This window comes from Streptomyces sp. NPDC101237, from assembly GCF_044767465.1.
Classification (GTDB): domain Bacteria; phylum Actinomycetota; class Actinomycetes; order Streptomycetales; family Streptomycetaceae; genus Streptomyces; species Streptomyces gramineus.
On the sequence record NZ_JBIWNY010000050.1, the window covers coordinates 1 to 13,659 of the forward strand.

A 13,659-nucleotide genomic window follows, 5' to 3' on the forward strand; every position below is an offset into this window, starting at 1 on the left:
CGGCGCGGGGTCTGCGCGGCCTTGGGTGCTCCTTTTCAAAAGCCCGCGGGGGGGCGGACGGGGGGGGGGGGGCCGCCGGGCCCGGCCGCGCGGCCGGGCCGGCCGTCACTGTGGGCCCCCGGAGGTGGGGTGCATCAGGGGCGGCTGGTGAACTCCGGGCCGGCGCACGGAAGGAGTTGGCCCGGAGTCCGCCTTCAACACCCATGGGCCGTGCGGGCGTTGCCGCGCGTTGAAGAACGTCGATCGTTACACCGGTCGGGTCACTGGCCGGGCGCGAGGATGTACGAGTTGAGGGTGCCGACGGTCGTGAGCGGGGTGGGTGAGCCGGTGTCGTAACGGTCCACGGCGAGGTAGTTGGGCTTCTTGCGAGCCGCGGGGGTGCAGAAGTTCTGGGCCCGGTTCTGGAGCTTGCCGTTGTCGGTGGCGGCGGTGGAGGCGATCGGGTAGTCCCGGAACTGGTTCATGACGAAGAGCGGGTGGAAGGCGGCCGAGTCGGTGGTGAGGGGTCTGTCGGTGCCCCAGCGGCTGTAGCAGGACCAGTCGGAGGCGCCTATCCCGCCCCCCATGGACCAGTAGTTCTCCACGGTCCATTCGCGCTGGTACATCACGCCGAAGCTGTCACGGGCGGCCCATCCGTTCGCGGTGTCGCCCGCCCGGGTGCGGTCGCTGAAGATCAGCAGTTGCTTGCCGCGGGCGGCGAGGTCGGCCATGGTGGGCCACCCCTTGGCGGCGACGCCCTCCTGGTCCGGCCGGAACAGCACGTCGGACAGGCCGTTGACCGAGGCCAGGGAGGACTTCAGCACGTCGGAGGAGGCGTAGTCCTCCAGGAAGACCGTGGCGAACTGGCCGGGACGGGCCTTGAGGAAGTCGACCATGCGCTGGAGGTCGGTGGCGAGCGGTACGGGGTTGCTCACGCCGTCGCAGCTGTTGTGGCAGAGCACGGCCCGGCCGGACACCGTGTAGTCGTCGAGCATGAACCCGCGGACGCCGTCGGACAGCTGCCGGCCGATCCCGTAGTTCTGGTTGGGGAACAGGTTGACGGGGAACGAGGCGAAGTTCCCGTCCGAGCCGTTGGCGAAGGCGTTGTGCGCGGTCAGGAAGGTGACCTGGTCCAGGGTGCGGGTGTCGGCGGAGGGCATCGCCGTGGTGGCGTACGAGGCCGGGGTCAGGTACCAGCGGGCGAGGTCGCCCGCGGAGCCCACCTGGACGGCGCCGGTGTCCGAGGCGGAACCGGTCAGGTACTGCGAGGTGCCGGGGACCGCCACGGTGTAGGTGCCGTCGGCGCCGGCCGTGATGCTCCAGGTGGTGCCGTCCGCACCGCACGCGGCGGTCACCGCGGCGGTGCCGCCGCGTCCCAGGCAGGTGCCGGACTCGTCGGTGTTCCTGAGCTGGTAGCCGCCGTCGGCCGCGACGGCCGTCCACTGCTGGTGGTCTTCGTTGCCCTTGGGGTTGCGGGCGGCCACGGTGCCGCCGCTGTCGGCCGCGTTCAGGCCGGTGGCGGCGTTCTGCAGGTAGACCGGGGCGGCGGGCACGGCCGCCGCGGCGGTGCCCGGCAGCAGGGCGGGCACCGACACGGCGAGGACGGCGGAACAGCACAGGACGCGCAGGGGGCGCAGTCGCACGGGAATTCCCTTCACTCTGACACGGGGTACCGAAGCTGTCAGAGGCATGAGATATCCGGTGGGACGTGCGCCGCGCCAGAGGTTCCGGCTGAATTCCCCTCTGCGTGACCGGATATGACGAATAGTCAACGACCGATCGAGTGGTTTCGGCTCAGCGGTCCGCGACGCCCGCGATCCGTTCGGCGAGGGGGTCGCCCGCGCGGAACGCGCCCGGCTCCGCGCGGTCGGGCGCCGGCGCCGGGCCGGGCCGCGCGGGCGCCGGGTCACCGCCACGGCCGCCGCCGCGTTGGCGCCGCGCGCGGCGCCCAGCGGGGTCGAGGCCCTGGCTCAGCAGGGCGAGGAACCCGCCGGCATGCGCGTCACCCGCGCCGTTGCTGTCCACCGTCCCCGAACGGACCGAGTCAACCGTCGACGAGGGCGAGATTACCTGGTGGGGGCTGTGCGCGGAGTGCCGGCAGGCCACCGGCGCCTGATCCCGCCCGCCACCCGCCGCCGTCCGTGACCCCGGCCGCGGCCGCCGTGACACAGCTCACCCCGCGGATCCGGCCGATCGAGGAATGCGCGACCGGCCCGTCTCGCTGACACGTTCTCGGGGGTGTGCTGGGCAAGGGCGCTCGGCGCGACGGCCCGCGGAGGCCGCACGACACCTCCCGGTCCCGTCCCGCTCCCCGTCCCCCGGACCGCCGTCCCCGAAAGGTTCGCTCTCCCACCATGCCTCTGGCCCTGCTTGCCCTTGCCGTCGTCACCTTCGGAATCGGCACCACCGAGTTCGCCACCATGGGCCTGCTGCCCCAGATCGCGGACGGTGTCGGCGTCTCCGTACCGCACGCGGGCAACCTCGTCTCCGCCTACGCCCTGGGCGTCGTCGTCGGCGCGCCCCTGCTGACGGCCATCGGCGCCCGGGTGCCCCACAAGCGGCTGCTGCTCCTGCTGACCGGGCTGTTCGTGGTCGGCAACACGGCGTCGGCGCTGGCCCCGGACTTCGGCCTGCTCTTCGCCGCCCGCTTCCTGGCCGGGCTGCCGCACGGCGCGCTGTTCGGCGTGGGCGCCGTCGTCGCCTCCCGGCTGGTGGCGCCCGATCGGGCGGCCCGCGCGGTCTCCAGCGTGTTCCTCGGACTCACCGTCGCGAACATCGTCGGCGTCCCCGCCGGTACCGCCCTCGGCCAGCATCTGGGCTGGCGGTACGCCTACTGCGCGGTCGCCGTCATCGGCCTGGTGGCGCTCGCCGCGCTCGGCCTGCTCGTGCCCCACCAGCCGCGCGGCCCGCAGGCGGGTGTCGGCCGGGAGCTGCGGGCGATGGGCAACCGGCAGGTCTTCATCGGCCTGGCCACCGCCGTCGTCGGCTTCGGCGGCTTCTTCGCGGTCTACAGCTACCTCGTGCCCATGCTGACGCACCTGACCGGCATCTCCGACTCCGCGACCACCTGGGTGCTCGCGCTGTACGGCGTCGGCATGACGCTGGGCACGCTGGCCGCGGGACCGCTCACCGACCGGGCGCTGCGCCCGACGCTGTACTCCGGGATCGTCCTGCTGGCGGCCGCGCTGGTGACGTTCTACTTCACCGTCCACAGCACCGTTCCCGCCCTGCTCACGGTCGTCTTCATCGGCGCGATGGGCGCGCTCATCACCACCCCCGTGCAGATGCTGCTGATGATCAACGCGAAGGACGCGCCGACGATGGCGGCGGCCTCCAACCACTCCGCCTTCAACCTCGCCAACGCCTCCGGCGCCTGGCTCGGTGGTCTGGTCATCTCGGCGGGCTGGGGCTGGGCGGCCCCCGACCTGGTCGGCGCGGCCCTGGCCCTGGCCGGTCTGGCGCTGGCGGTCACGGGCGGGATCCTTGACCGCGGCGAGCGCCCCTCGAAGGTGGTCACCTCGCAGGACGGCCACGCCGCCCTGGCCATGGCCGAGGACACGGGCGTCGGCGCCGCCGAGGACCGCCCGGCGAGCTGAGCCGCCCGTCGGCGCGGCTGGCCCGCACCGACGGAACGGACCGGGGCGCCGGAACCGCCCGAGGCGGAGGAACGGACCGCGGTCGCGTGACCGGCCGAGGCGGCGGCACCGACCGGACCGGCGGAACCGAGGTGGTCACCTCGCAGGACGGCCACGCCGCCCTGGCCATGGCCGATGACACCGGCGTCGGCGCCGTCGGGGACCGCCCGGCGAGCTGAGCCGCCCGCCGGTGCGGCACGCCCGCGCCGGCGGAACGGACGCACCGACGAAACCTGCCGCTGCGGCGCCGGGCGGGTGAGGACGCGGTACGGCGGCCGGATCGGCCGCCCGGAGGACGCGCCGACGGCGACGCCGGTCTCCGGGCCGTTCCGCCTACGGCCCCGCCGGCGCTCGCTGTGACGGGGCCGGGCGGAGTGGGGCCGGGCGGCTCGCTCGTGCTCCGCGCGGCCCTCGTCGGAACTCCCGGCACCGACCGCGGTGAGGCCGCGGTGAGCGCGGGCCGCGGACCCGGCCGGTGGGCCGGATCAGGCCGGGGTGTCGCGCAGTTCGACGAGTGCGGACGCGGTCAGCCTGCGAGGAGCGTCCGCCGGATCGACCAGGACGACGGTGCAGGTCGCCGCGTGCGCGAGCGCCGTGGTCAGACTGCCGTCGGCGAACTGCGCGAGCGGACCGCGCGGCGAGCGTCCGACAGCGACGGCACGGGCGTGGACGTCGGCCGCGTGCCGGGCCAGCACCCGGCCGGCGGCCGCGTGATCACCGACGCTGTCCAGGACCTGACCGGTGGCGGCGAACCCCTGCGCCGCGAGGCGGTCCAGGTGAGCGGTCACGGCGGCCCGGGCCTCCTCGGCGGTCTCCGTGTCCGCGGCCTGCTCCTCGACCACGGCGGTCCGCTGGACGTGCACCACCTCCAGCGGACTGCCGGTGTCCCGCGCCAGCCGGGCGGCCGCGTCGACGGTGGCGGCGGCCCGGTCGTGGCCGCCGACCGCCACGACGACCGGCCCGGAGCCGGCCGTGACCCGGCGTCCGACCGGGGTCAGCGTCGGTGTGACCGGCTCCCCGCCGCCGAGCCGGGACTCGGCGTCGCGCAGCAGCCCGTGCCCGCTGGCCAGGACCGGGATGGCCAGCAGGAAGGTGCCTGCGCCCAGGTAGAACGGCACGCTCAGATCGGTGGCGTCGGCGAGCTTTCCGGCGACGTACGGGGCAAGACCGCCGCCGATGAACCGCAGGAAGCCGTACGCGGAGGAGGCCACCGGCCGCTCCACCGGCGAGACGACCATCACCGCCTGCGTGGTCAGGGTGTTGTTCACGCCGATGAAGATCCCGCTCGCGATGACGGCGACGATCACCACCGCGGGCGTGCCGACCCCGGCGGCGATGACGGCCATCACCGCGCCGAGGCCGACGAGGTTGGCGTACAGCACCGGCGCGGTGCCGAAGCGGGCCTGCAGGCGCGGCGCGAAGAAGACGCTGAACGCGGCGACCAGCAGCCCCCAGGCGGTGAACACGAGCCCCAGCTGGTGCGCGTCCAGCTCCATCGGGTACGGCGCGTAGCCGAGCATCGTGAAGAAGCCCCAGTTGTACAGCAGGGCCATGACGCCCATGGTGAGCAGGCCGCGGTGGCGCAGCGCGCTGATCGGCGCGAGGGGCGAGGTACGGCGTTCCGGTGTGGGCAGCGCGGGCACGAAGGCCAGCGTCGCCACGAGGGCGATCGCCATCAGGACGGCGACCCCGAAGAACGGCCCCCGCCAGCTGATCGCGCCCAGCTCGCCGCCGAGCAGCGGGCCGACGGCTATGCCGAGGCCCAGCGCGGTCTCGTAGAGGATGATCGCGCCGCCGAAACCGCCGCTCGCCGAGGCGACGATGACGGCCAGTGAGGTCGCGATGAACAGGGCGTTGCCCAGACCCCAGCCAGCGCGGAAACCGACGATGCCGTTGATCGAGCCGGACGTCCCGGCGAGGGCGGCGAACACCACGATGATCGCCAGCCCGGTGACCAGGGTGCGCTTGGCGCCGATCCTGCTGGAGACCCAGCCGACGATCAGCATCGCCACCGCGGTCACGATGAGATAGCTGCTGAACAGCAGTGACACCTGGCTGGGGGAGGCGTGCAGACTCGTGGCCAGGGCGGGCAGGATCGGATCCACGAGGCCGATGCCCATGAAGGAGATCACACAGGCGAAGGCCACGGCCCACACGGCCTTCGGTTGCCTGAACGGGCTCGCGGTCCTCGGGTGCGGTGCGCTCATCAACGGTCCTCTCTCCGGATGCGGACGGACGGGACGGCCCTGGGGGAGGCGTCGCGGGGTTCAGTCGCGGGCCCGGCGCTCCTCGATGGCCCGGGCCAGGGCGGGCAGCGCGAGGCGCACGGCCCGTTGCTCGGGCTCGGACAGGTCCTCGATCAACTCCCTCAGGGCGTCGGCGCGTTCGGCGCGCCGTCGGCGGAAGACGGCGAGGCCGGTGGGGGTGATCTCGACGAGGACGCCGCGCCCGTCGGTGCGGTCGGCGCCGCGCGTGACCAGCCCCGCACGCTCCAGCCGGCCGACGAGTTGGGTCATCCCCGGCTGTGAGACGCCTTCCGCGCGGGCCAGTTCGGTCAGCCGCAGCGGACCCTCGCGGCCGAGCCGGGCCAGGGCGGAGGAGGCGGCGGTGCTCAGCCCGCCGGCCGTGGCGCTGTGACGCACATGGCGCACCAGCTGCTCCACGGCGATCATCAGCTGGTCCGGCGACCCCTCGACGTTCTCCATAACGGCATTATGCATCTAGGTGTAGTGTGAAACAAAGACCTCGGGGAGCAGGTTTCCCGCGGAGGGCCGAGGCCGTTGCCGGGTCCCCGGTCACAGGTCCACGCGCACGCCCCAGCCCTGTTCCAGTGCCACCTCGTAGGCCACCCGGACCGCCGCGACGTCGAGCGCCGCGTGGCCGGTCGACTTGAAGACGGTCAGGGCGTCGGTGTCGCCGTCCCGGCCGGGACGGGTGCCGTCCAGGACGGACCCGAGGAGGGTCAACGACCTTCCGGGAGCGAGGTCCTGGAGTTCATGGGCGCCGGCCGGCGGCGGGGAGCCGGCCGCGCCGGGCCACTCGGCGAACAGGAGCGCGTCCCGCACGGTCGCCGCGTCCAGTTCGGGTCCCTGGGAGCCGCCGACCGAGGAGACGTGGGTGCCGGGAGCGAGCCATTCGCGGCGGACGACCGGTGCGGTGGCGCCGGTGCAGCAGAACACCACGTCGGCCGCGCGCACCGCGTCCTCGATGCCGGGGGCGACCTGTGCGCCGGGGAACAGGGCGGCCGCCGCGCGGGCCCGCCGCGGATCACGGCCCGCCACCGTCACCCGGGCCGCCGGGAGCACCGCGGCGAGCAGCGCCAGCTGGGCGCGTGCCTGCGCGCCCGTCCCGATCACCGCCACCCGGCCGAGAGCGGGCCGTACGGCCAGGGCCAGCGCGCCGCGGGTGGCGACCGCCGCCGTGCGGACCTCGGTCAGCGGCTCGCCGTCCACGAGCGCCAGCGCCCGTCCGTCGTGCTCGTCGAACAGCGCCACCAGACCCCGGTGGAAACCGCGTCCGGGGTGGCCGGGATCGGCGGTCACGGTCACCAGCTTCGCGGCCGCCCCGAGCCCCGGGACCCAGCCGGGCATCGCGCCCAGCAGGCCGTTCGGGGTCAGCGCGGCGATCCGCGGCGGGACGGACACCTCCTCGCGCGCGACGGCGACCAGGGCCCGGCCCACCGCGTCCAGGACGGCGTCCGGGCGCAGCGCGGCGGCCGTCTGACGGTGGTCCAGCACCAGCATGCCGCTCACCTGCCCCCCTCCGTCGCCCCGGCGGTGAGGGCCGCCACCAGCTCGTCGGTGGCGATGCGCAACTCCCGCTCCACGGAGGCGAGTCCCGGCCCGTCGAACTCGGCGTCGGGCCCCACCACCGTCACCGCGCACACCGGAGCGCCGGGGTCGGGCACCACGGCGCGGCTGACGGAGGCGACCAGCTTGTCGTTACGGCCGTGCTCCACGGCGACACCGGTCCGCTCCACCTCGGCCACCTCGCGCTCCAGGTGGCCGGCTTCCTCTCCGAGCCCGTCCAGCCACCGGGTCCGCGCCCCGGGTTCGAGGGCCGCGACCAGGGCCAGCGGCCCGGCGAACCGCCGTACCGGCAGCAGCTCGCCGCGCAAGTGGCTGATCATCGCGAGCCGTTCGGGCCTGACCACGTCGATCACCCGGGCGCCGCCCTCCTCCAGCACCTGGAGGTTGACCATCATCGAGGTCGCCGCGGAGAGCCGGGCCAGCACCGGGCGGGCCAGCGCGGTCAGCGAACCGCCCGCGGCCGAGGCGGACATCCGGAGCACGGCGGCACCCGGCAGATAACGGTCACCGGCCCGCAGCACCCAGCCCCGCCGGACCAGGTCCAGCAGGATCCGGTAGGCGGTGGCGCGGTGCAGGTCCACCTCGGCGGCCAGGTCGGTCAGCCGGACGGGATGCGGTGCGCGCGATACGGCCTCGACGAGGTCGAGCGCCTTGTCCACGGCCGACCTGGGCGGCGGCGCGGTACGGGGTGCGACGGGCATGGCGGCGGCTCTTCCCTCTCGTCACGGCGGGCCCGGCATCCGGCCGGACCCGGTGTGCCACGGCCGGTCCGGCGGCGTCCGCGGCCGGCGCGGCGTCCGCGGCCGGTCCCGTGGCCGTGGCGTCCGGTGGTTCCGGCGTCGGCGGCGGTCCGGTGCCGTGTCCGGTCCGGGTCCTTGCGGCGATCCGCGGGTCACGGAGTACAGTACCTGCGTTTTCATCACACGATACATCTGTTGCGCTGGACGTAACAGATGCACCGTCTCACAGATGCACCGTCTCGCGGACCGAAGGTGACCATGACCGAACTGCCCCCGGGTGCTCCGACCCCTTGGGCCGCGCCGCCCGCCGGAACCGTCACGGTCTACCGCGGCGCCACCCTCTTCGACGGCACCGGCGACCGGCACCGACCGGGCACCACGATCGTCACGGACGGCGCCCGCATCCACACCGTCACCGGCGACGGCGACCCGCTGCCCCGGATCGCGGCCGACGCGCCCCGTGTCGACCTCGACGGGCGGTTCGTGGTCCCCGGCCTGATCGACACGCACCAGCACCTGGCCACCCCGCCCGACCGGCCGGTGGCCGAGGCGGTGCTCCGGCGCCTGGTGCACAGCGGCGTCACCGCCGTCCGCGACATGGCCGACGACCTGCGGCAGATCGGCGACCTGGCCCGGGCCACCCTGGTCGGCGAGATCCCCGGCCCGGACATCCGCTACGCCGCGCTCATGGCCGGGCCCTCCTTCTTCGACGACCCGCGCACCCACGAGGTCTCCCGGGGCGCGGTGCCCGGCGCCGTCCCGTGGATGCAGGCCGTCACCCCGGACACCGACCTCACGATCGCCGTGGCCCTGGCCCGCGGCACCCACGCCACCGCGATCAAGGTGTACGCCGACCTCGACGCCGCGACCGTCGCCGCCGTCACCGCCGAGGCGCACCGGCAGGGCATCGCCGTCTGGGCGCACGCCGCCGTCTTCCCGGCCGCGCCCGGCGAGGTCGTCGCCGCGGGCGTGGACAGCGTCTCCCACGTCACGCTGCTCGCCTTCGAGAACTCCGGCGAGCCGCTGAGCAGTTACAAGACCAAGCCGCACGTGGACCACGACCGGTTCGCCGCCGGCGACGACCCGGACCTCGCCGCGCTCTTCGCCGAGATGCGCCGCCGGGGCACCGTCCTCGACGCCACCGCGTCCATGTGGACCAGCGACGAACTCCGCGGCGACACCGCCGAGTCCGCCGAACGCGCCCGCCGCAACAGCGAGCTGGCCGCCGCCGTCACCGCCCAGGCGTACCGCGCCGGAGTCGCCGTCTCGAGCGGCACGGACTTCGAGACCGACCCCGGCGACCCCTTCCCGGCCCTCCACGGCGAACTCGCCTTCCTCGCCCGCCGGTGCGGCGTCCCCGCGGCCGAGGTCCTGCGCTCGGCGACCCTGACCGGCGCCAGGGCCGCCGGAGCCGAGGCGGACATGGGCAGCGTCGAGGCCGGGAAACTCGCGAACTTCGCCGTCCTGGACGAGGACCCGCTCCAGGACGTCGCCAACCTGCGCACCCTCACCCTCACCGTGAAACGCGGACACCGCTTCGACCGCGCCGACTTCGAGAAGGACACCGCGTGACCGCCACCGACCCCGTGATCGTCAACGCGCTGGGGCAGCTGGACAACCCCAACACGCCCGCCGCGCTGGCCGCCGCCGCGCGGCTCAACCCCGCGGGCGGTGAACTCAGCGTCGACGCGAGGGCGATCGCCGACGCCCACGCCTCCGGCCTGACCGCCGTCAACATCACCCTCGGCTACACCATGGGCGACCTGCCGCCCTACGAGCACACGCTCGACGAGATAGCCGTCTGGGACGGCATCCTCGACGCCCACCCGGACGACCTGCTGAAGGTCCGCACGGCCGCCGACATCCGGCGCGCCCACCGCGAGCGGCGGATCGGCGTCGTCTACGGCTTCCAGAACGCCGTCGCCGTCGGCGAGGACCCCGCCCTCGTCGACTCCCGCGTCGCCGGCTTCGCCGCCGCCGGCGTCCGTGTCGTCCAGCTCACCTACAACCAGGCCAACCACCTCGGCGACGGCTCCATGGCCACCGCCAACCGGGGTCTGACGCCCTTCGGGCGCCGGGTGGTCGACGCCCTCAACGACCACCACCTGATGGTCGACCTCTCGCACAGCGGCGAGAACACCTGCCTGGACGCGGCCCGGTACTCCCGGCAGCCGGTCTCCGTCAACCACACCGGCTGCCGCGCGCTGGCCGACCTGCCGCGCAACAAGACGGACGAGGAACTCCGCCTGGTCGCGGAGCGCGGCGGGTTCGTCGGCATCTACTTCATGCCCTTCCTCGACCCGGGCGGGCACGCCACCGCCGCCGACGTCGTCGACCACATCGTGCACGCGGTCGACGTCTGCGGCGAGGACCACGTCGGCATCGGCACCGACGGCGGCACCACGCCGGTGGACGACCTCGGCACCTACCGCGCGGCGCTCGCCGAACACGTCGCCGCCCGCCGGGCCGCCGGTGTCGGCGCGGCCGGCGAACGGGCCGACACCTACCCCTTCGTCGTGGACCTGCGCGGCGTCGACCAGTTCCGCGACCTGGCCCGCCTCCTGGAGAAGCGCGGCTTCCGCTCCGGACGCGTCGAGAAGATCCTCGGCCGCAACTTCCTCGACTACGCCGACCGCGTCTGGGCCGCCTGAGGCCCGGCCCGGGCCGCGCGGGCCTGTTCAGCCGTGAACCGGCTCAGCGTCCCGTACTCCCCGCGGGGACCGGGCCGCGGGCGTGGCGAACACGGCGGCCACCACCAGGGCGAGCACCAGGATCAGGGCGTGCCGCAGCCCGAAGTGCTCGCCGAGGTAGCCGAGGGAGGGCGGCCCCACCAGGAAGGCGACGTAGCCGACGGTCGCCGCCAGGGCGACCCGGGCGGCCGGGTCCGGGCCGGAGTCGCCCGCCGCGGAGAGCGCGACGGGAAAGCCGAGCGAGGCCCCGAGGCCCCACAGGACGGCGGCCGCAGCCGCCACGGCCTGGTTGTCGACGAAGATCACCAGGGCCAGGCCCGCCGCCCCGACCAGCGCGCTCCCGCACAGCGCCGCCGCCCGCCCGTACCGGTCCACGAACCGGCCGCCGACGAAGCGTCCGACCGTCATGGCGGCGGCGAACACGGCGTACACGGCGGAGCCCAGCGCGGCGTCGAAGCCGTGCCCGTCCACCATGACCAGCGGCAGCCAGTCGTTCGCGGTGCCCTCGGCCATGGCGAGCGCCAGGATGACGCAGCCGATGAGCAGCAGCGCCGGGTCCTTCCACACCGCGCCGGTCCGTGCCGCGCCCGGCTCCCGGCGCTCGGCGGCGGTCCGCCTGCCCACCTCGGCGGGCACGCTCCGGATCACCACGGCCAGTGCGGCCAGGGCCACGGCCGCGACCGTGACGAGATGGACGAGCACCGGGAAGCCGACCGCCGTCAGACACATGCCGGCGAGCGCGCCGACGACGGTGCCCAGACTGAAGAAGCCGTGCATGGCGGGCATCGTGGAGCGGCCGAGCAGCCGCTCCACCTCCGCGCCCTCCACGTTGAGGGCCACCTCGCCGCCGCCCATGCCGAGGCCGAAGAGCCCGAGGCCGAGGGCGACGCCCAGGCCCGTGCCGGTGCCCGCCCCGACGCCGATGAGCGCGGCCCCGGCGGCGATGGCCGTGGTGCCGGCGAGGACGACGAGCCGTGCGCCCCAGCGGGCCACCAGCGCGCCCGAGCACAGGATCCCGGCCATCGAGCCGACCGAGAGCCCGAACAGGATCAGACCCATCTGCGCGGTGGAGGCGTGGAGCAGGTCCCGTACGTCCGGGGTGCGGGTGACCCAGGAGGAGATGGTCAGGCCGGGGACGAAGAAGAGGACGAAGACGGCGGTACGGCGCCGGGAGAGGTCGGCGGTCATGGCGGGTGGCTCCAGATGTGCCCGAGAGGTCCGTGCAGAGTCTGTACGAATGTACACACCGGTCTGTACGCCTGTACACACTCGGTTCCGGTCCGCCCGTGGCAGATTGAGGGCGTGACCGGCACACGACGAGAGATCCCCAACGACCCCGGACGCAAGGAGCGCATCCTGGATGCGGCCCTCGACGTGATCGCCGAGGGCGGGGTGCACACGACCACCCACCGCAGGATCGCGGCCCGCGCACAGGTGCCGCTCGGCTCGCTGACGTACTACTTCGACGGCATGGCGGACCTGCTGGCCCAGGCCTTCGCCCGCCTGTCCGACACCATGTCCCGGCTGTACCGGCAGACCCTGCTGTCCGCCGCCTCCACGGCCGACGCCGAGGCGGCCGTCGTCGAGCTGATCTGCGGACCCGCGTACGCCACGGAACGCGACATGACGCTCATCTTCGAGATGTACGCCTACGCCAACCACAACGAGGCGGTGTCCGCGACCACCCGCACCTGGCTCGAACGCAGCCGCGACAGCCTCGCCCTGCACTTCACGCCCGGCGTCTCCCGCGCGCTCGACGCGCTGATCGAGGGCTGGCCCATGCACCGCGCCTTCGACGAGGCCCCGCTGGACCGGCGGCTGGTCACCGAGACCGTGCACGCGATCGTCACCGCCGCGCCGAGGCTCACCGCCGACGGCCCCTGAACCCGCTTTCCGCGGGGGCTCAGTGCACGACGTCCGTGAGGTGCGGGACCACGCGGGTCAGCCGCACCACACCCCAGGCGATCAGCCCGGCGCCCAGCACCTCGGGCAGCAGCCACCAGCCGGTGCGCACCGACTCGCCGAACAGCACGACGCCCAGCAGCAGGCTGACCGCAGCGTCGCCGATCGTCAGCGCGGGCTGGGACGCGACGAGCGGACCGGCCTGCAGCGAGTTCTCCAGGAGCATCAGCGCGGCGGACCCGGTGAGCGCGAACCCGTAGGTCTGCCAGGTGGTGAGGAAGGCCGGCAGGCCCGCGTCGGCGAGCCGGCCGGTGGCCGACTTCATCAGCGCGGCGGTCAGCGCGTTGCCGACCGCCGCGCCCGAGGCGAGGGCCGCCGCGCGGAACAGCGGCGACGACGAGGACCGTTCCAGCAGCACGGTGCAGGCGATGGCTCCCACGGTCAGGGCCAGCGCCGGGATCCAGCGCTGCATGGAGGCCTGTTCCCGGCCGCCGGACGGGGCCGCCGAGCCGAGCAGGAGGGCCAGTCCGGCCACCACCACCGCGATCGCCCACCAGCCCTGCGGGCCGGGCCGCCGGTGCAGCAGCGGCACGGCGATGAGCAGGGCGAACGGCAGCTCCAGCATGAACAGCGGCTGGACCAGCGCCATCGGGCCGTTCACCAGGGCCAGCGCCTGGAACACCGCGGCCCCCGCCACCCCGGCGATGCCGACGGCCCAGGCGGGCCGCCGGGCCAGGGCGCGCAGCAGCCGCAGCCCGCCGCCGCCGGGCAGGGTGGCCGCGGCCTTCCGCTGGAAGGCGGTGCCCGTGGCATTGCTGACGGCGCCCAGGACGGCGAAGAGCACGGCGAGCACCATCATGTCTCCAGCATGCCGTGAGCGGTCCCCGCGCTCTCCTCGAAGGCG

13 protein-coding genes are annotated in these 13,659 nt (G+C 74.5%); 5 read left to right on the plus strand and 8 right to left on the minus strand.

Features of this window, described 5'->3' with window-relative positions:
- Positions 1 to 260: 260 nt before the first annotated feature.
- Both ACIRQ9_RS39215 and ACIRQ9_RS39220 read right to left on the minus strand, forming a co-directional pair.
- Entirely contained in the window at positions 261 to 1,670 is a 1,410-nt protein-coding gene (locus ACIRQ9_RS39215; RefSeq protein ID WP_404185225.1) for an RICIN domain-containing protein, read from the minus strand.
- 103 nt (positions 1,671 to 1,773) lie between these two features.
- Complete coding sequence (locus ACIRQ9_RS39220; protein ID WP_404185228.1) at positions 1,774 to 2,004, minus strand: hypothetical protein; 231 nt, start codon at positions 2,002 to 2,004, stop codon at positions 1,774 to 1,776.
- 329 nt (positions 2,005 to 2,333) lie between these two features.
- Between ACIRQ9_RS39220 and ACIRQ9_RS39225 the strand changes: the two genes are divergently transcribed.
- Complete coding sequence (locus ACIRQ9_RS39225; protein WP_404185231.1) at positions 2,334 to 3,575, plus strand: MFS transporter; 1,242 nt, start codon at positions 2,334 to 2,336, stop codon at positions 3,573 to 3,575.
- A gap of 86 nt (positions 3,576 to 3,661) precedes the next feature.
- Positions 3,662 to 3,793, plus strand: a complete 132-nt coding sequence (locus tag ACIRQ9_RS39230; protein ID WP_404185234.1) for a hypothetical protein — start codon at positions 3,662 to 3,664, stop codon at positions 3,791 to 3,793.
- Between the two features lie 306 nt (positions 3,794 to 4,099).
- Here ACIRQ9_RS39230 and ACIRQ9_RS39235 read toward each other — a convergent pair whose 3' ends face one another.
- From ACIRQ9_RS39235 to ACIRQ9_RS39250, 4 genes are all read right to left on the minus strand, one after another.
- On the minus strand, positions 4,100 to 5,821 hold the full coding sequence (locus ACIRQ9_RS39235; protein ID WP_404185237.1) for an MFS transporter: 1,722 nt from the start codon (positions 5,819 to 5,821) through the stop codon (positions 4,100 to 4,102).
- Between the two features lie 60 nt (positions 5,822 to 5,881).
- Positions 5,882 to 6,319 carry a MarR family winged helix-turn-helix transcriptional regulator gene (locus ACIRQ9_RS39240; protein ID WP_404185240.1) on the minus strand — a complete coding sequence of 146 codons (438 nt, stop codon included), beginning with the start codon at positions 6,317 to 6,319 and terminating at the stop codon, positions 5,882 to 5,884.
- A gap of 90 nt (positions 6,320 to 6,409) precedes the next feature.
- Positions 6,410 to 7,357, minus strand: a complete 948-nt coding sequence (locus ACIRQ9_RS39245) for an ornithine cyclodeaminase family protein (RefSeq protein ID WP_404185295.1) — start codon at positions 7,355 to 7,357, stop codon at positions 6,410 to 6,412.
- A gap of 5 nt (positions 7,358 to 7,362) precedes the next feature.
- Positions 7,363 to 8,124, minus strand: coding sequence for an IclR family transcriptional regulator (locus ACIRQ9_RS39250; protein WP_404185243.1), 762 nt, complete (start codon positions 8,122 to 8,124; stop codon positions 7,363 to 7,365).
- A 297-nt stretch (positions 8,125 to 8,421) separates the two neighbouring features.
- Here ACIRQ9_RS39250 and ACIRQ9_RS39255 point away from each other — a divergent pair, with 297 nt between their 5' ends.
- Together ACIRQ9_RS39255 and ACIRQ9_RS39260 are read left to right on the plus strand one after the other, a co-directional pair.
- Entirely contained in the window at positions 8,422 to 9,735 is a 1,314-nt protein-coding gene (locus tag ACIRQ9_RS39255) for an amidohydrolase family protein (protein ID WP_404185246.1), read from the plus strand.
- Positions 9,732 to 10,814 carry a dipeptidase gene (locus ACIRQ9_RS39260; RefSeq protein ID WP_404185249.1) on the plus strand — a complete coding sequence of 361 codons (1,083 nt, stop codon included), beginning with the start codon at positions 9,732 to 9,734 and terminating at the stop codon, positions 10,812 to 10,814. The genes ACIRQ9_RS39255 and ACIRQ9_RS39260 overlap by 4 nt, the downstream gene beginning before the upstream one ends.
- 27 nt (positions 10,815 to 10,841) lie before the next feature.
- Here ACIRQ9_RS39260 and ACIRQ9_RS39265 read toward each other — a convergent pair whose 3' ends face one another.
- Positions 10,842 to 12,041, minus strand: coding sequence for an MFS transporter (locus ACIRQ9_RS39265; RefSeq protein WP_404185252.1), 1,200 nt, complete (start codon positions 12,039 to 12,041; stop codon positions 10,842 to 10,844).
- A gap of 114 nt (positions 12,042 to 12,155) precedes the next feature.
- Between ACIRQ9_RS39265 and ACIRQ9_RS39270 the strand changes: the two genes are divergently transcribed.
- Positions 12,156 to 12,737 carry a TetR family transcriptional regulator gene (locus ACIRQ9_RS39270; protein ID WP_351328507.1) on the plus strand — a complete coding sequence of 194 codons (582 nt, stop codon included), beginning with the start codon at positions 12,156 to 12,158 and terminating at the stop codon, positions 12,735 to 12,737.
- 19 nt (positions 12,738 to 12,756) lie between these two features.
- On the opposite strand, the gene ACIRQ9_RS39275 is transcribed toward ACIRQ9_RS39270, so the two are convergent.
- Complete coding sequence (locus tag ACIRQ9_RS39275) at positions 12,757 to 13,614, minus strand: DMT family transporter (protein WP_404185255.1); 858 nt, start codon at positions 13,612 to 13,614, stop codon at positions 12,757 to 12,759.
- Positions 13,615 to 13,659 lie beyond the last annotated feature (45 nt).

What these genes read in the sequence shown, in the direction of transcription:
- ACIRQ9_RS39245 (WP_404185295.1), bottom strand. Translation starts at nt 7,357, where the DNA reads ATGCTGGTGCTGGACCACCGTCAGACGGCCGCCGCGCTGCGCCCGGAC.
- ACIRQ9_RS39235 (WP_404185237.1), bottom strand. Translation starts at nt 5,821, where the DNA reads ATGAGCGCACCGCACCCGAGGACCGCGAGCCCGTTCAGGCAACCGAAG.
- ACIRQ9_RS39225 (WP_404185231.1), top strand. Translation starts at nt 2,334, where the DNA reads ATGCCTCTGGCCCTGCTTGCCCTTGCCGTCGTCACCTTCGGAATCGGC.
- ACIRQ9_RS39240 (WP_404185240.1), bottom strand. Translation starts at nt 6,319, where the DNA reads ATGGAGAACGTCGAGGGGTCGCCGGACCAGCTGATGATCGCCGTGGAG.
- ACIRQ9_RS39275 (WP_404185255.1), bottom strand. Translation starts at nt 13,614, where the DNA reads ATGATGGTGCTCGCCGTGCTCTTCGCCGTCCTGGGCGCCGTCAGCAAT.
- ACIRQ9_RS39255 (WP_404185246.1), top strand. Translation starts at nt 8,422, where the DNA reads ATGACCGAACTGCCCCCGGGTGCTCCGACCCCTTGGGCCGCGCCGCCC.
- ACIRQ9_RS39215 (WP_404185225.1), bottom strand. Translation starts at nt 1,670, where the DNA reads ATGCCTCTGACAGCTTCGGTACCCCGTGTCAGAGTGAAGGGAATTCCC.
- ACIRQ9_RS39265 (WP_404185252.1), bottom strand. Translation starts at nt 12,041, where the DNA reads ATGACCGCCGACCTCTCCCGGCGCCGTACCGCCGTCTTCGTCCTCTTC.
- ACIRQ9_RS39250 (WP_404185243.1), bottom strand. Translation starts at nt 8,124, where the DNA reads ATGCCCGTCGCACCCCGTACCGCGCCGCCGCCCAGGTCGGCCGTGGAC.